General features: G+C 75.5%; 12 protein-coding genes. 11 read left to right on the top strand and 1 reads right to left on the bottom strand.

What is annotated here, in order from left to right:
• Positions 1-81: 81 nt before the first annotated feature.
• From ACRYRX_RS10115 to ACRYRX_RS10105, 3 genes are all read left to right on the top strand, one after another.
• On the top strand, positions 82-1,548 hold the full coding sequence (locus tag ACRYRX_RS10115) for an NCS2 family permease (protein ID WP_432511731.1): 1,467 nt from the start codon (positions 82-84) through the stop codon (positions 1,546-1,548).
• 61 nt (positions 1,549-1,609) lie between these two features.
• Positions 1,610-2,455: a M15 family metallopeptidase gene (locus tag ACRYRX_RS10110; RefSeq protein WP_432511730.1), complete on the top strand. Its 846-nt coding sequence runs from the start codon at positions 1,610-1,612 to the stop codon at positions 2,453-2,455.
• A 54-nt stretch (positions 2,456-2,509) separates the two neighbouring features.
• Complete coding sequence (locus ACRYRX_RS10105; RefSeq protein ID WP_432511729.1) at positions 2,510-2,788, top strand: acylphosphatase; 279 nt, start codon at positions 2,510-2,512, stop codon at positions 2,786-2,788.
• Here ACRYRX_RS10105 and ACRYRX_RS10100 read toward each other — a convergent pair.
• Entirely contained in the window at positions 2,775-4,109 is a 1,335-nt protein-coding gene (locus tag ACRYRX_RS10100) for a multidrug effflux MFS transporter (protein WP_432511728.1), read from the bottom strand. The genes ACRYRX_RS10105 and ACRYRX_RS10100 overlap by 14 nt on opposite strands.
• A 171-nt stretch (positions 4,110-4,280) precedes the next feature.
• Between ACRYRX_RS10100 and smc the strand changes: the two genes are divergently transcribed.
• The 8 genes from smc to ACRYRX_RS10060 all read left to right on the top strand — a co-directional run bounded on the left by smc (position 4,281) and on the right by ACRYRX_RS10060 (position 16,385).
• The gene (smc, locus tag ACRYRX_RS10095; protein WP_432511727.1) at positions 4,281-7,847 is read left to right on the top strand and encodes a chromosome segregation protein SMC; all 3,567 of its coding nucleotides are present in this window, start codon (positions 4,281-4,283) and stop codon (positions 7,845-7,847) included.
• A gap of 142 nt (positions 7,848-7,989) precedes the next feature.
• Positions 7,990-8,250, top strand: a complete 261-nt coding sequence (locus tag ACRYRX_RS10090; RefSeq protein ID WP_432511726.1) for a hypothetical protein — start codon at positions 7,990-7,992, stop codon at positions 8,248-8,250.
• A 37-nt stretch (positions 8,251-8,287) separates the two neighbouring features.
• The gene (gene ftsY / locus ACRYRX_RS10085) at positions 8,288-9,463 is read left to right on the top strand and encodes a signal recognition particle-docking protein FtsY (protein WP_432511725.1); all 1,176 of its coding nucleotides are present in this window, start codon (positions 8,288-8,290) and stop codon (positions 9,461-9,463) included.
• Between the two features lie 149 nt (positions 9,464-9,612).
• Positions 9,613-10,950, top strand: coding sequence for an ammonium transporter (locus tag ACRYRX_RS10080; protein ID WP_432511724.1), 1,338 nt, complete (start codon positions 9,613-9,615; stop codon positions 10,948-10,950).
• Positions 10,947-11,285 (top strand): P-II family nitrogen regulator, encoded by a 339-nt coding sequence (locus ACRYRX_RS10075; RefSeq protein ID WP_432511723.1) that lies wholly within the window; start codon positions 10,947-10,949, stop codon positions 11,283-11,285. Before ACRYRX_RS10080 ends, ACRYRX_RS10075 begins: the two co-directional genes overlap by 4 nt.
• 93 nt (positions 11,286-11,378) lie before the next feature.
• Positions 11,379-13,697 (top strand): [protein-PII] uridylyltransferase, encoded by a 2,319-nt coding sequence (locus ACRYRX_RS10070; protein ID WP_432511722.1) that lies wholly within the window; start codon positions 11,379-11,381, stop codon positions 13,695-13,697.
• A 20-nt stretch (positions 13,698-13,717) separates the two neighbouring features.
• A complete protein-coding gene (ffh, locus tag ACRYRX_RS10065; protein WP_432511721.1) occupies positions 13,718-15,286 on the top strand; it encodes a signal recognition particle protein in 1,569 nt (522 codons plus the stop codon).
• Between the two features lie 7 nt (positions 15,287-15,293).
• Entirely contained in the window at positions 15,294-16,385 is a 1,092-nt protein-coding gene (locus ACRYRX_RS10060) for an amidohydrolase family protein (protein ID WP_432511720.1), read from the top strand.
• The last annotated feature ends 14 nt before the right edge of the window (positions 16,386-16,399 follow it).

Raw genomic sequence — 16,399 nt, 5'->3', positions numbered from 1 at the left:
CGGGCCCGGTTCTCTGGCAGGATGCCCGTCGGCTCCGAGGGCGTGGCCCGTCCGAACGATCGACCGACCCCGAAGGTTCCGATGGCCGCTCCCGCCCCCACGTCCGCGATCGACCGCTGGTTCGAGATCAGCGCCCGCGGGTCCACCGTCGGCCGGGAGGTGCGCGGCGGCCTCGCCACGTTCTTCACGATGGCCTACATCGTCGTGCTCAACCCGCTGATCATCGGGACCCAGCCCGACAGCACCGGGCACTACCTCGGGGGCGGCACCAGCCCGAACCTGGCCGCCGTCGCCGCGGGCACCGCCCTGGTCGCCGGGATCGTCACGCTGCTCATGGGCGTCGTGGCGAACTACCCGCTGGCCCTGGCGACGGGGCTGGGGCTGAACGCCTTCCTCGCCTTCGGCGTCGCGAGCCTGCCGGGCATGACGTGGCCCGACGCGATGGGCCTGGTCGTCCTCGAGGGCCTGATCATCCTCGTGCTGGTGCTCACCGGTCTGCGCGAGGCCGTGTTCCGCGCCGTCCCGGCCCCCCTGAAGATCGCCATCAGCGTCGGCATCGGGCTGTTCATCACCATCGTCGGGCTCGTCGACGCCGGGTTCGTCCGCGCCGGCAGCGGGACGCCCCTGGAACTGGGCATCGGCGGTTTCCTCGCCGGCTGGCCGACGCTGGTCTTCGTCGTGGGCCTGGTCCTCATGCTCGTCCTGATGGCCCGCGGCGTCCGCGGCGCCATCCTCGTCGGGATCGTCGCGGCCACCGTGCTGGCCGTCGTCGTCGAGGCGGTGGCCCACCTCGGGCCGCGCACCGGCGCCGACGGCTCGGTGGCCAACCCCCGCGCCTGGGGGCTGAACGTCCCCGAGCTGCCCGGGAACTGGGTCTCCCCGCCGGACTTCGCCACCCTCGGGCACTTCTCGCTGCTGGGGTCCTTCGAGCGCATCGGCTGGGTCACCGTCGTCCTGCTCGTCTTCACGCTGCTGCTGGCCGACTTCTTCGACACCATGGGCACGGTCGTGGCCATCGGCGCCGAGGGCGACCTGCTGGACGCCGACGGGAACCCGCCGCGCATGCGCCGGATCCTCGTCGTGGACTCCCTGGCCGCCGCCGCCGGCGGTGCGGGCGGGGTCTCCAGCAACACCAGCTTCATCGAGTCGGCCACCGGCGTGGGCGAGGGCGCCCGCACCGGTCTGGCCAGCGTCGTGACCGGGATCGCGTTCCTGCTGACGACCTTCCTGGCGCCCGTCGCCGCGATCGTGCCCCACGAGGCCGCGACCCCGGCCCTGGTCGTCGTCGGGTTCCTCATGATGACGCAGGTCAAGGGCATCGACTGGGCCGACCTGGAGATCGCGGTCCCGGCGTTCCTGACGATCGTGCTCATGCCGTTCACGTACTCGATCAGCGCCGGCATCGGTGCGGGGTTCGTCGCCTTCGTGCTGATGAAGGTGGCCCGCGGCAAGGTCCGCGCGGTGCACCCGGTGATGTGGGTCGTCGCCGCGCTGTTCGTCGTGTACTTCGCGATCGACCCGCTCAAGCAGGCGCTCGGGGTCTCCTGACCCGCCCGGTCCGCCCGGCGCGGCGCGTGACCTGCGCGCGCCGCGCTGGGACCATCGGCCCATGACACCAGCCGGGCCGGGGACCGGGACACGACCGCAGCGCTCGCCCTTCGCGCCGCAGGTGCTGCCCGACGGGCGCCGCCGGTTCACCCGCGAGGCGGTCCTGGCCCGCCGCGCGCTGCTCGCCGGGGTCGTCGCGGCCGCCACCGGGGGCGGGGTCCTGGCCTCCCGGCTCGGGTCCCCCGACCCCGGGGTGAGCGCCGCCGACCCCGCCGTCCACGACCCCGTGCCGGTCGCCGCGGCCGAACCCGCGCCCGCGGTGGACCCCGGCCCGTCCACCACGGACGCCGCGAGCCCGTGGGTCGTGGTCAACAAGCAGCACCCGCTGGACCCCGTGGAGTACGCCCCGCCCCTGGCGGTCGTCCGGGGCAAGGAGGTCGCGGCGGTCGTCGCCGCCGACCTGCGGGCGCTGCTGGAGGCCGCCGACCGGGACGGGGTCTCGCTGAGCATCACCAGCGGGTACCGCTCCCACGCCCGGCAGCGGTCGGTGCACGACGCGGCCGTGCGCCGCGACGGGGTGGAGGACGCCGAGAGCGTGTCGGCCCGCCCGGGGTACAGCGAGCACCAGACGGGCCTGGCCGTCGACTTCGGCGGCAGCTCCCAGCCGGGGTGCCAGCTGGAGAACTGCTTCGGCCAGACCCCCGAGGCGGCCTGGCTGCAGGCCCACGCGGGGCGGTACGGCTTCCTGCTGCGCTACCCCGAGAGGAAGACGGAGATCACCGGCTACGCCCCCGAGCCCTGGCACTGGCGCTGGGTGGGGACCGACCTCCTGGCGCGCATGGCCGGACGCGGCGTCGTGACGCTGGAGGAGTTCTTCGGCATCAGCGGCGGCCCGGTCTACGCCTGACCCGGCCGCGCGGTCCGGCACCACCGCGCACCCACCCGACCCCTGGAGCGACCCGTGGAACGTCTCACCGCCCTCGTCACCGGCCGCGTCACCGGCGTCGGGTTCCGCGCCTGGGTCGCCGGGCAGGCCCGCGAGCTGGACCTGGCCGGCAGCGCCGTCAACACCTCCGACGGGCACGTCGAGGTGGTCGCCGAGGGCGAGCGGCGGGCCCTGCGGTCGCTGCTGGCGCGGTTGCGCGCCGACCCCTCCGAGCACGGCCGCCCCGGCCGGGTCACCCGGGTCAGCGACCACTGGGGACCCGCCGAGGGCGCCGACGGCTTCACGACGGGCTGACCGCCCCCGCCCGGCGGGCGCGGGTGGCCGGGCGCGCCACGCAGAACAGGCACGCCGTCGCCAGCCCCGTGCACAGCAGCATCATCGAGACCATCGGCACCGCCGAGTGCTCCCCGGCCAGGCCCACCAGCGGGGAGACCAGCGCACCGACGGTGAACTGCAGCGCCCCCTGCAGCGCCGACCCGGTGCCGGAGGCGAAGCGCACCTCGTCGGCCGCCAGCGCCGTCGCGTTGCCGAAGATCAGGCCGCAGCTGAAGACGGTGAACCACAGCAGCACCAGGACCGCCGGCGTCCAGGCGTCCAGGGCCAGGACGGTGACGAACAGCCCCGCGGCGCAGGTCAGCTGGAGGAGGACCCCGGTGGTGAGGACCTGCGCGGGGTCGAACCGGCGCAGCGCCCGCGTGGAGACCGCCCCGCCGGCGGCGATGCCGAGCGCGTTGACCGCGAACACCAGCGAGAACGTCCCGGTGGACAGTCCGACGACGTTCTGCAGGACGAACGGCGAGGCCGAGACGTAGGAGAAGACGGTCCCGAAGACCAGCACGAGGGACCCGACGTAGCCGACGTACCCGCGGCGGGACAGCACGGCCCGGGCGGTGCGGGCGACGTCGCGGACGCCGCCGGCGTGCCGCCGTTCGCGCGGCAGCGTCTCGGGGACGACGAACCAGGCCGCGACCACCATGGCGGCCGCGGCCAGGGCGGTGATGCCGAAGATGCCGCGCCAGCCGCCGTGACCGGCGACGAGGCCGCCGAGCAGCGGCGCGACGACGGGGGCGACGCCGCCGATGACGCCCAGGGTCGAGAAGGCGCGGGCCGCGGCGCGACCGGTGGCGAGGTCGGCCACGACGGCGCGGCCGATGACGACACCGGCCGCCCCGGCGACACCCTGCACGAGGCGGGCCACGACGAGGACGGCCAGCGAGGGCGTCAGGGCGCACACGACACCGGCCAGGAAGGTCACGAAGGTGCCCGCCAGCAGCAGTCGCCGACGGCCGAGGCGGTCCGAGAGCGGACCGAGGACGAGCTGACCGGCCGCCATGCCGAGCATGAACGTGGTGAGGGTGAGCTGGACCCGGGCGGCGCTGGTGGACAGGTCCGCGGCCAGGTCGGGGAACGTCGGCAGGTACATGTCGACGGCGAACGGCCCGATGGCGCACAGCAGCGCCAGGGTCACCAGGAGCCGGAGGGGGACGTCCTGCCCGGGGCCGGCCGCGACGAGGGGACCGGGGGCCCGGCGGGGGCGCGGGAAGGCGCGCGACCGCGGGGAGTCGGACCGGGTGGGGCGGGTGGGGCGGGTACGACCGGCGGGGCGGGTCGGCACGGGGGTCCTTCCGGGACGGGAGCGGTCCTCCCGTTGTACCGCCCCGGACGGTCACCCATCGAGCGCTCTGCGTGTCGCGGTTCCTGTCATTCCAGGTCGTGATGACCCGCGGCCGGGCGCCGCGGCTCGCCTCACCGGATCACGGCCCCCGCCTCGTTAGGCTCCCACGTCGTGCACCTGAAGACCCTCACCCTCAAGGGGTTCAAGTCGTTCGCCTCGGCGACGACGCTGCGGCTGGAACCGGGGATCACGTGCGTGGTCGGCCCCAACGGCTCGGGGAAGTCGAACGTCCTGGACGCCCTGACCTGGGTCATGGGGGAGAGCAGCGCCAAGAGCCTGCGCGGCGGGAAGATGGAGGACGTCATCTTCGCGGGCACGACCGGCCCGCAGGGGCGGTCCGCGCTCGGCCGGGCCGAGGTGTCGCTGACCATCGACAACACCGACGGGGCGCTGCCCATCGAGTTCGCCGAGGTGACGATCACCCGGACGATGTTCCGCACCGGCGGGTCGGAGTACGCCATCAACGGCCAGACGTGCCGGCTGCTCGACGTCCAGGAGCTGCTGTCCGACTCCGGCATCGGCCGGGAGATGCACGTCATCGTCGGCCAGGGGCAGATCGACGCCGTGCTGCACGCCTCCCCCGAGGAGCGCCGCGCGTTCGTCGAGGAGGCCGCCGGCGTCCTGAAGCACCGGCGCCGCAAGGAGAAGGCGCTGCGCAAGCTCGACGCGATGGAGGCCAACCTCACGCGCGTGGCCGACCTCGTCAGCGAGATCCGGCGCCAGCTCAAACCGCTGGGCCGCCAGGCCGAGGCGGCCCGCCGCGCGCAGGTCGTGCAGGCCGACCTGCGCGACGCGCGGCTGCGGCTGCTGGCCGACGAGCTCGTGCAGGCCTCCAGCTCGCTGCAGCGCGACGAGGCCGACGAGGCGGCGCTGAAGGTGCGCCAGGCGCAGGTCGAGGCCGACCTCGCCGAGGCCGCGACGCGGCTGGAGGCCGCCGGGGCCGCCGCCGCGGCCGCCGCCCCCGACCTGGCCCGCGCCGTCGAGACCCACCACCGGCTGCAGGCCCTGGCCGAGCGGCTGCGCGGCGTGCAGGCGCTGGCCGCCGAGCGGCTGCGGCTGCTGGCCGCCGAGCCCGAGGAGCAGACGGGCCGGCGCGACCCCGACGAGCTGCTGGCGCACGCCCAGCGGGTGCGGGCCGAGGAGGCGGAGCTGACGGCCCGGGTGAGGGCCGACCGCGCCGCCCTCGAGGAGGTCCTGGCCGCCCGCGCCGAGGCCGACCGCGCCGCCCGCGAGGAGGACCAGCGGGTCGCGGCCGCCCTGCGCGCCGCCGCCGACCGCCGCGAGGGGCTGGCCCGGCTCGGGGGGCAGGTCGCGGCCCGCGGCAGCCGCGTCGAGGCGGCCGAGGCGGAGCTGGAACGCCTCTCCGGCTCGCTGGCCGACGCCGAGGCCCGCCGCCGGCGGGCGCAGACGGAGTTCACCGCGCTGGAGACCCAGGTCGCCGGGGTCGAGGAGGGCGAGGAGGGGCTGGACGCCGCCCACGAGGCCGCCGCCGCCGCGCTCGAGGCCGCCGAGGAGGCCCTGGAGGCCGCCCGCACCGACCTGCAGGCCGCCGAGCGCGACCGCGCCACCTGGTCGGCCCGCAAGGAGGCCCTGGAGATCGGCCTGGCCCGCAAGGACGGGACCGGGGCGCTGCTGGCCGCCGGGCCCGCCCTCAGCGGCGTGCTGGGGTCGGTCGCGGCGCTGCTCAGCGTGGAACCGGGCTACGAGCAGGCGGTCGCGGCCGCGCTCGGCGCCACCGCCGACGCCGTCGCCGTCGCGACGCCCGCCGACGCCGCCCGGGCCATCGAGCACCTCAAGGGCGACGACGCCGGCCGGGCCGGGATGCTCGTGGCCTCCACCGGCCCGGCCCCGGTCCCCGCGGCCCCGGCCGGGACCCGGGCGGCCCTGGACCTGCTCACCGCCCCCGACGACCTGCGCCCGGCGCTGGCGCGGCTGCTCGGGCACGTCGTCGTCGTCGACGACCTCCCCGCGGCGCGCGCGCTCGCCGAGACGTCCCCGGAACTGGTCGCCGTCACCCGCGACGGCGACCTGATCGGCGCGCACGTCGCCGCCGGCGGCTCCTCCTCCACCCCGAGCCTGCTGCAGGTCCAGGCCGCCGTCGACGAGGCCGCCGACGCGCTGGCCGCCGCCGAGCACCGCGTCCAGCGCGGGCAGTTCGCCCTCCAGCAGGCCCGCACCGCGCGGGCCGCCGCGGCCGAGGAGGTCGAGGCGGCCCTGGACCGGCTGCACGACTCCGACGCCCGGATGAACGCCGTCGCCGAGCAGCTCGGCCAGCTCGGCTCCGCGGTGCGCTCGGCCGCGGCGGAGGCGGAGCGGCTGCGCGCCACCCGCGAGCAGGTCACCGCCCGGCTGGAGGCCGACCGCGCCGAGCTGGCCGAGCTCACCGCGCGGTTCGAGGCCGCCTCGGCCGCCCCCGAGCAGGACGGCGACGTCTCCACCGACGAGCGGGACCGGCTCGCCGAGGTCGCCCGCGGCTTCGGCCGCACCGAGACCGAGGCGCGCCTGACGCTGCGCACCGGCGAGGAGCGCGCGCGGGCCCTGGCCGGGCGGGCCGACGCCCTGGAGCGGCAGGCCGCCGAGGAGCTCGCCGCCCGCGAGCGCGCCGCCGCCCGCCGCGCCCGGCGCGCCGAGCAGTCCCGCGTGGCCGTCACCGTCCGCGACGGCGCGCAGCGGGCGCTGGCGCTCTGGGAGACGTCCGACGCCCAGGCCGCGCGGCTGCGCGAGGCCGCCGAGGCCGCGCGGGCCCGGTTCGACGAGGAGGTCACCGCCGCCCGCCGCGCGGTGGAGTCCCTCAAGGAGGAGCAGCAGCGCCTCGGCGACACCCGGCACGCCGACGAGGTCGCCCGCGCCCAGCAGCGGTGGAGGATCGACCAGCTGCGGCAGCGGTCCCTGGAGGAGCTCGGCACCGACCCCGACGTCCTCGTCGAGGAGTTCGGGCCCGACCAGCTCGTCCCGCCCTCGCCGCCGGCGCCGGGCGACCCCGAGCCCGACACGCCGCCGCAGCCGCGGCCGTACGTGCGCGCCGAGCAGGACAGGCGCCGCCGCGCGGCCGAGCGGGCGCTGTCGCAGCTGGGGCAGGTGAACCCGCTGGCGCTGGAGGAGTACGCGGCGATGGAGGAGCGCCACCAGTTCCTCGTGACCCAGTCCGACGACCTGAAGAACTCCCGCCGGGACCTGCTGGACATCGTCAAGGAGGTCGACGAGCGCGTCGAGCGCGTCTTCTCCGAGGCGTTCGCCGAGGTCGCGCAGCAGTTCGAGGAGGTGTTCCCGCGGCTGTTCCCCGGCGGGGAGGGCCGCCTGGTGCTGACCGACCCCTCCGACATGCTCACGACGGGCATCGAGGTCGAGGCCCGGCCGGCGGGCAAGAAGGTCAAGCGGCTCTCGCTACTGTCCGGCGGGGAGCGGTCGCTGGCCGCGGTGGCGATGCTGGTGTCGATCTTCCGGGCCCGCCCCAGCCCGTTCTACGTGATGGACGAGGTGGAGGCCGCGCTCGACGACGCGAACCTGTCCCGGCTCATCACGCTGTTCGAGGAGCTGCGCGCCACGAGCCAGCTGATCATCATCACCCACCAGAAGCGGACGATGCAGATCGCCGACGCCCTCTACGGGGTGACCATGCGCGGCGACGGCATCAGCACGGTCGTCAGCCAGCGGCTGCGGGACGCCCGCCCCGCCTGACGGTGACGCCGCGATGAGCATCCGGTCACGGACCGGCAACGACGGCGTGGCCCCGGTGGTGAGGCCGGGACCAGCGGGGCAAGGTGGGACGCGTGGTGAGAGCCGTGCTGAGCCGGGCCGCTGGGCCGGAGGGGGTGAGCTCGTGATGGTCACGACGCTGCTGGTGACGTTCGCGCTGACGGTGGGCCTGGCGCTCGTCGTCCTGCTGTCGGTGGCCGCCCCGACGCTGCGCCGTCGGGGCAGCCGGTTCATGGCGCGCGTCGACGCCGCCGCCGAGCGCGTGCTGCCGGTGCTGCGCCACCACCGCGAGCGCGCGGCCCGCCAGCTCGCCGAACGGCTCGAGGCGCAGCGCCGCACCGTGCGCGCCGGCCGCGACGAGCACCGGGCGGCCCGCGCCCGCTGACCGGCGCCGGTCCGGGGGTCTGGGAAGATCGGGCCTCGTGGAGACGCTCGAGATCGTCATCGGCCTGGTCGTGGTCATCGCCCTCGCGGCGGTGGGCGCGGTCGTGGGCCTCGTCCGGCCGGGCCGTCGGCGCCGGTCGCTGCCGCCGCGGCCGGGGCGGCAGGCCGGTCTTCGGGGCGGGGACGAGCCGCTGCCGGGGGTGGGGGACGACGCCGAGGTCCCGCGCGACAGCCCCACCCGCACCGTGGAGGACGTCGGGTTGCCCGACGGCCCGCTCCTGGAGCGGCCCGCCCCCGTCCTGGGCCGGCTGGTCCGGCTGCGCGAACGGCTCGCCCGGTCCAACTCCGCGCTCGGGCAGGGCCTGCTGGCGCTGCTCTCGCGCGACACCCTGGACGAGGCCACCTGGGAGGAGGTCGAGGAGACCCTCCTGCTGGCCGACATCGGGTTCGAGCCGACGACCCGCATCGTCGACGCGCTGCGCGAGCGGGTGAAGGTCCTGGGCACCCGCGACCCCGAGCACCTGCGCGGGATGCTCCGCGAGGAGCTGCTGGCCGCCATCGGCACCGACGTGGACCGCTCGCTGACCACCGAGCGCCAGGGCGACCGGCCCGCGGTCGTCATGGTCGTCGGCGTCAACGGCACGGGGAAGACGACCACCGTCGGCAAGATCGCGCGGATGCTCGTCGCCCAGGACAAGGACGTGGTCCTCGGGGCGGCGGACACGTTCCGCGCCGCGGCCGCCGAGCAGCTGGCCACCTGGGGCGAGCGGGTCGGCGTCCCGACCGTCCGCTCCGACCGCGACGGGGCCGACCCGGCGGCCGTCGCCTTCGACGCGGTGAAGCAGGGCATCGAGGCTGAGGTCGACGTCGTCCTCATCGACACCGCCGGCCGGCTGCAGAACAAGGTCGGCCTCATGGACGAGCTCGGCAAGGTCAAGCGGGTCGTGGAGCGGCACGGCCCGGTGGACGAGGTGCTGCTCGTCCTGGACGCCACGACGGGGCAGAACGGGTTGCGGCAGGCCGCGGTGTTCTCCGAGGTCGTCGACGTCACCGGCATCGTCCTGACCAAGCTCGACGGGACCGCCAAGGGCGGCATCGTCGTGGCGGTGCAGAAGTCGCTGGGGGTGCCGGTCAAGCTCGTGGGGCTGGGGGAGGGCGCCGACGACCTCGCCCCCTTCGAGCCCGAGGCGTTCGTGGACGCGCTGCTCAGCTGAGCGCGTTACCTGAAGTTCACACCGGAGGCGGGTCCGTCACACGGGCGAAACACGGCGGGACGGGGGTCGTAACGAGGTCCGGTCACCTTTGACCTCGTTCGCCCCGACTCCCCGCCGGCTCCGCCGGCCCTGCGGAAGGCCCGTTGCCCATGGATACCGGTGACACCGCCTGGGTGCTCGTCAGCGCCTCGCTCGTGCTGCTGATGACCCCCGGACTCGCGCTCTTCTACGGCGGCATGGTCCGCGCGAAGAGCGTCCTGAACATGATGATGATGAGCTTCGGCGCGATGGCGCTCATCGGGGTCCTGTGGGTCCTGTACGGCTTCTCGATCGCCTTCGGCGACGACGTCGGCGGTGGGCTGCTCGGAGACCCGACCGAGTTCTTCGGCCTGACCGGCCTGCTGGGCGCCGACAACCTCGTCGGCACCCTGCCCGCCATGGCGTTCGTCGGCTTCCAGTCCGCCTTCGCGATCATCGCCGTGGCCCTCATCTCCGGCGCCATCGCCGACCGGGCCAAGTTCGGCGCCTGGATGGTCTTCGCCGGCGTCTGGGCCACCGTCGTCTACTTCCCCGTCGCGCACTGGGTGTTCTCCTTCGACGGCGTCGTCTCCGAGGTCGGCGGCTGGATCGCCTCCGCCGGGGCCATCGACTTCGCCGGCGGGACCGCCATCCACATCAACGCCGGTGCCGCCGGTCTGGCCCTGGCCCTCGTCCTGGGCAAGCGCCGCGGGTTCGGCCGCGAGCCGATGCGCCCGCACAACCTGCCGCTGGTCATGCTCGGCGCCGGGATCCTGTGGTTCGGCTGGTTCGGGTTCAACGCCGGGTCGGCCACGGCCGCCAACGGCACCGCCGCCGTCGCCTGGGTCAACACCCTCGCCGCCACCTCCGCCGCCGTCCTCGGCTGGCTGGTCACCGAGAAGGTCCGCGACGGTCACGCCACCTCCCTGGGCGGTGCCTCCGGTGCCGTCGCCGGCCTGGTCGCCATCACCCCGGCCTGCTCCGCGCTGAACCCGGTGACCTCGGTCGTGGTCGGGGTCGTCGCCGGCGTCCTGTGCGCCCTGGCCGTCGGCCTGAAGTACAAGCTCGGCTACGACGACTCCCTCGACGTCGTCGGCGTCCACCTCGTCGGCGGGCTCTGGGGCACGCTGGCGATCGGCCTGTTCGCCACCGCCGACGCCCCCGCCGGTGTCGACGGCCTGTTCTACGGCGGCGGCCTGGGCCAGCTGTGGATCCAGTCCTACTCCGCGATCGCCGTCATGGTCTTCTCCTTCGTCGTGACCCTGGTCATCGGCGTGGTCATCCAGAAGACGATGGGCTTCCGCATCGACGAGGAGGACGAGGTGGCCGGCATCGACCAGGTCGTGCACGCCGAGTCCGGTTACGACTGGGGCACCCTCACCGGGGGCGGTGGCCGCGTCGCCGGTTCGCCCGCCCGCCCGACCGACGCCCGCCACGCCACCACCGGTTCCTCGGAGGTCTCCGCATGAAGCTGCTCACCGCCATCATCAAGCCCCACAAGCTCGACGACGTGAAGTCCGCGCTGGAGGCCTACGGCATCCAGGGGCTCACCATCTCGGAGGCCTCCGGCTACGGCCGCCAGCGCGGCCACACCGAGGTCTACCGGGGCGCGGAGTACACCGTCGACCTGGTGCCGAAGGTGCGCGTTGAGGTCCTCGTCGACGACGTCGACGCCCACGACGTCGTCGAGGTGGTCGTCAAGAGCGCCCAGACGGGACGGATCGGGGACGGCAAGGTCTGGACCGTGCCGGTCGACGACGTCGTCCGGGTCCGGACCGGCGAGCACGGCCCCGACGCGCTCTGACCCCGCACCAGAACGGAGCCCCTCTGCGATGAACGCTCCCGTGGCGGGTCGGCCCTGAGCGCCGACCTGCGCACCGAGCGACTCGCGCTGGCGGTGCGGGCCGGCAGACCCGGCCCGCACCGCCGCGCCGAGCTGGTCCAGCTCGTCGAGTCCCGGTTGCGCGACGTGTGGGACCGGGCCGTCCAGCCGCTCGGCCCCCTCGGCGACGGCGTGGCCCTGGCGTGCGTGGGGTCCCTGGCCCGGCGCGACGCCGGGCCGGCCAGCGACGTCGACCTCGTGCTCCTGCACGACGGCCGCACCCTGGGCCGCGACGACGTCGCCGAGCTCGCCGACCGCGTCTGGTACCCGCTGTGGGACACCGGGCTGCGCCTGGACCACTCGGTGCGCACCACCAAGGAGTGCCGCGAGGTCGCGGCCGCCGACCTCGCCGCCGCGACCGGCCTGCTGGACCTGCGCGTCGTCGCCGGTGACGGCGGCCTCGTCGCCCGCACCCGCGGGCACCTGCTGGACGACTGGCGGGCCGGGGCCCGCCGCCGGCTGCCGCAGGTCCTGGACGCCCTCGCCGAGCGGTCCGCCCGCTTCGGCGAGCTGGCCTACCTGCTCGAACCGGACCTCAAGGAGGCCCGCGGCGGGCTGCGCGACGCCATCACCCTGCGCGCCCTGGCGGCGAGCTGGCTGACCGACCGCCCGCACGGCGCCGTCGACGAGGCGCACACCGTCCTGCTCGACGTCCGCGACGGCCTGCAGGCCTCCTCCGGGCGCCCCGGGGACCGGCTGGTCCTGCCCGAGCAGGACGCCACCGCCGTCGTCTGCGGCTACGCCGACGCCGATTTGATGCTGGCCGCGGTGGCCCAGGCCGCCCGCACGATCTCCGCGGCCGTCGACCTCACGACCCGGCGCGCCCGGCAGTCCACGCCGAGCCGCCGCCTGCGCGCCCAGGGCCGGCGGCCCCGGTTGCGGTCCCTGGGCCACGGGCTCGTCGAGCACGACGGCGAGGTCGTCCTGGGGGCGGGCGTCGACCCCGCCGACGACCCCGTCCTGCCGCTGCGCGCGGCGGCCACGGCCGTGCGGGTCGGGTTGCCGCTGTCCCCGGTCACGCTGGACCACCTCGTCACCACCTGCCCGCCGCTGCCGGACCCGTGGCCGGTCCCGGCCCGCGAGGCCCTGCTGGAACTGCTGGCGGCCGGTCCCGCGCAGGTGCCGGTGTGGGAGTCCCTCGACATGGTCGGCCTGGTCGAGCGGTGGATCCCGGAGTGGACGGCCATCCGCAACCGGCCCCAGCGCAACGCCGTCCACCGCTGGACGGTGGACCGGCACCTCATCGAGACGGCCGTCGCGGCGCAGCCGTTCCTGCGCGAGGTCGAGCGGCCGGACCTGCTGCTGCTGGCCGCCCTCACCCACGACCTCGGCAAGCTCCCCGGCGCCCAGGACCACGCCCGCACGGGGGCCCCGCTGGCCCGGGCGGTGGCCGCGCGGGCCGGGTTCGACGCCGCCGACGTGGAGGTCGTGGGCCGGCTCGTCGCCGAGCACCTCACCCTGGTCGACCTCGCCACCCGCCGCGACCCCGACGACCCGCAGACCGTCGCCGCGCTCGTCGAGGCCACGGACGGCCGGCTGGAGACGCTGCAGGAGCTGCGCGCCCTGACCGAGGCCGACGCCCGCGCCGCCGGGCCCGCGGCCTGGTCGCCGTGGCGGGCGCGCCTGGTCGACGACCTCGTCGCCCGCGCCACCAAGTCCCTGGCCGGGGAGCAGGCCCCCGGCCCGGCGCCCTTCGACGCCTCCGAGCAGGCGCTCGCCGCCGAGGTGGCCGCCGACGGGCTCACCCGCGTCGACGTCCGCGAGGTCGACGGGTTCTTCGTCGTCACCGTCGTCACCCCCGACCGGACCGGGTTGTTCGCCGACCTCGCCGGGCTGCTGGCCGGGCACCGGTTCCTCGTGCGGTCGGCGCTGGTGCGCACCCTCGACGGGGTGGCCGTGGACTCCTGGTGGGTCGAGTCGCCCACCGGCGAGCCGCCCTCGGCGGTCCTGCTGCGGCAGGGCCTGGACCGGATCGTCGCCGGGGACGTCGCGCTGCTGGAGCGGCTGAGCGCGCGCGACGCCCAGGCCCGTCGCCCCGGCGGCGGGGCGCGCTCGCTCGTCGCGCACCCGCGGGTGGTGATCCTGCCGGGGGCCTCGGTCCGCGCGACGGTGCTGGAGGTGCGCTGCGCAGACCGGCCCGGGCTGCTGCACGCCCTCGGGCGGGCGCTGGCCGTGGAGGGCGTCGACATCCGGTCCGCGCACGTCGCCACGTACGCGGCGCAGGCCGTCGACGTGCTGTACCTGGCCGAGCCGTCGGGGGAGCGGCTGAGCCCGCCGCGCGTCGCGATGGCGATCCAGGCGCTCTCGGACGCGGCGGAGGTCCCGGGCCGGTAGCGCCGGTTAGGCTGTCGGACGTGTTCGCCACGCTCTCCGACCGCCTCACCGCCACGTTCAAGTCGCTGCGCGGCAAGGGGCGGCTGACCGAAGCCGACGTCGACGCGACCGTGCGGGAGATCCGCCGGGCGCTGCTCGACGCCGACGTCGCGCTGCCCGTCGTGCGGGACTTCACCACCCGCATCCGCGAACGGGCCACCGGCGCCGAGGTCGTGGGGCACCTCAACCCGGCCCAGCAGGTCGTGAAGATCGTCAACGAGGAGCTCGTCGGCATCCTCGGCGGCGAGACCCGCCGGCTGCGGTTCGCCAAGAACCCCCCGACCGTGATCATGCTCGCGGGTCTGCAGGGCGCCGGGAAGACGACGCTGGCCGGGAAGCTGGGCCGCTGGCTGAAGGGCAACGGCAACCGGCCGCTGCTGGTGGCCTGCGACCTGCAGCGCCCCAACGCCGTCAACCAGCTGCAGATCACCGGTGAGCGCGCCGGCGTCGACGTCTTCGCCCCCGAGCCGGGCAACGGCGTGGGGGACCCGGTCTCGGTCGCCCGGCGCGGCATCGAGCACGCGAAGCACCACCACTACGACGTCGTCGTCGTCGACACCGCCGGCCGCACCGGCGTCGACGCCGAGATGATGCAGCAGGCCATCGACATCCGCGCCGCCGTCCAGCCCGACGAGGTGCTGTTCGTCCTCGACGCCATGATCGGCCAGGACGCCGTCGCCACGGCCGAGGCGTTCCGCGACGGCGTCGGCTTCGACGGCGTCGTCCTCACCAAGCTCGACGGCGACGCCCGCGGTGGTGCGGCCCTGTCGGTCCGGCACGTCACCGGCCAGCCCGTCATGTTCGCCTCCACGGGCGAGAAGCTCGACGAGTTCGAGCCGTTCCACCCCGACCGGATGGCCTCGCGCATCCTCGACATGGGTGACGTGCTGTCCCTCATCGAGCAGGCCGAGAAGGCGTTCGACGCCGACCAGGCGCAGGCCATGGCGGCGAAGTTCGCCGCCGACGAGGACTTCACCCTCGACGACTTCCTGCAGCAGCTGCAGGCGGTCCGGAACATGGGCTCGCTGAAGAAGATGCTCGGGATGCTGCCGGGGATGGCGCAGATGCGTCAGCAGCTCGACGCCTTCGACGAGCGCGAGTTCGACCGCATCGAGGCGATGGTCCGCTCGATGACGCCGCTGGAACGCCGGCAGCCGAAGATCATGAACGGTTCGCGGCGCGCGCGCGTGGCGGCCGGGTGCGGCCAGAGCGTGTCCGCGGTCAACGACATGCTCGAACGGTTCGGGCAGGCGCAGAAGATGATGCGCTCGCTGAAGAACGGTCTCGGCGGGGGCGGGCTGCCCGGCATCCCGGGCATGCCCGGCGGACCCGGCGGCGCGTCGAAGAAGCAGAAGGCGCGCATCGCGGCGGCCAAGGGCAAGAAGGGCAAGAGCGGCAACCCCGCCAAGCGAGCCCAGCAGGAGGCCGCGGCCGCCGAGAAGGCGACCTCCCAGCCCGGGTCGGCGTTCGGTCTGCCCGACCCCTCGAAGGGCTTCGACCCGGCCGACCTGAACCTGCCGAAGGGGTTCGACAAGTACCTGGGCCAGTGAGGCCCCGGTGAGCGCGATCCACCTGCCCGGGCCGATCCTCCTCGGCCCGGACGAGGTCGCCGGGCAGGCCTGGGTCGTCGGGGACCGCCTGACGTTCTCGAAGCCCGCGCGGGTCGGGTCCACCCTCCCCGGCTGGGTCCTTCCCGGGCTGGTCGACGCCCACTGCCACGTCGGGGTCGGCCCGCACGGGCAGGTGCCCGACGAGGTCAGCGAGGCCCAGGCGCTCACCGACCGCGCGGCCGGGGCGCTGCTGCTGCGCGACGCGGGATCGGCCTCGCAGACCCGCTGGATCGACGACCGCGAGGACCTGCCGCGGATCGTGCGCGCGGGCCGGCACCTGGCCCGCACCCGGCGCTACCTGCGCGGGCTCGCCCACGAGATCGAGCCCGAGGACCTCGTCGAGCACGTCCGCGTCGAGGCCCGGCGCGGTGACGGCTGGGTCAAGCTCGTGGGCGACTGGATCGACCGCACCAGCGGTGACCTCTCCCCGTGCTGGCCGGCCGACGTCCTCGCCGCCGGGGTCGCCGCCGCGCACGAGCTCGGTGCGCGCGTCACGGTGCACCAGTTCGGCGAGGACGGCGTCGAGGACCTGCTCGCGGCTGGGGTGGACGGGATCGAGCACGGGACGGGGCTGCGAGCAGAGCTGCTGCCGCGCCTGGCCGCCGCGGGCGTGGCCGTCGTCCCCACGCTGGTGAACATCGCCACGTTCCCCGGCATCGCCGACCGGGGTGAGCCGAAGTTCCCGCGGTACGCCGCGCACGTGAGGGCCCTGCACGCCCGGCGGTACGAGAACGTCGCCGCGCTGCACGACGCGGGCGTGCCGCTGTTCGCCGGGACCGACGCCGGCAGCGTCCTGCCGCACGGGCTGATCGTCGACGAGCTGTTCGAGCTGGTCGCCGCCGGGCTGAGCCGCACGGCCGCCCTCGACGCCGCCACGTGGTCGGCGCGGCGCTGGCTGGGTCACCCCGGGCTGGTCGAGGGCGCGAGCGCCGACCTGCTGGTCCTGGACGGCGACCCGCGCCGGGACCTGGGGGTGCTGCGGGACCCGCGGGTGGTGCTGCGCGGCCGTGTCGTGGACGGTGCGCGACCTCTGGCATGATGGACGGGCACTCG

It is taken from the genome of Kineococcus lubricus, from assembly GCF_050871965.1.
Classification (GTDB): domain Bacteria; phylum Actinomycetota; class Actinomycetes; order Actinomycetales; family Kineococcaceae; genus Kineococcus.
The sequence above is the reverse complement of the archived record's forward strand: the minus strand, read 5'-3'. Positions and strand labels throughout refer to the sequence as shown.

Bases quoted from the DNA above. Each gene is read 5' to 3' on its own strand.
- ACRYRX_RS10115 (WP_432511731.1), top strand. From the start codon at position 82: ATGGCCGCTCCCGCCCCCACGTCCGCGATCGACCGCTGGTTCGAGATC.
- ACRYRX_RS10110 (WP_432511730.1), top strand. From the start codon at position 1,610: ATGACACCAGCCGGGCCGGGGACCGGGACACGACCGCAGCGCTCGCCC.
- ACRYRX_RS10080 (WP_432511724.1), top strand. From the start codon at position 9,613: ATGGATACCGGTGACACCGCCTGGGTGCTCGTCAGCGCCTCGCTCGTG.
- ACRYRX_RS10075 (WP_432511723.1), top strand. From the start codon at position 10,947: ATGAAGCTGCTCACCGCCATCATCAAGCCCCACAAGCTCGACGACGTG.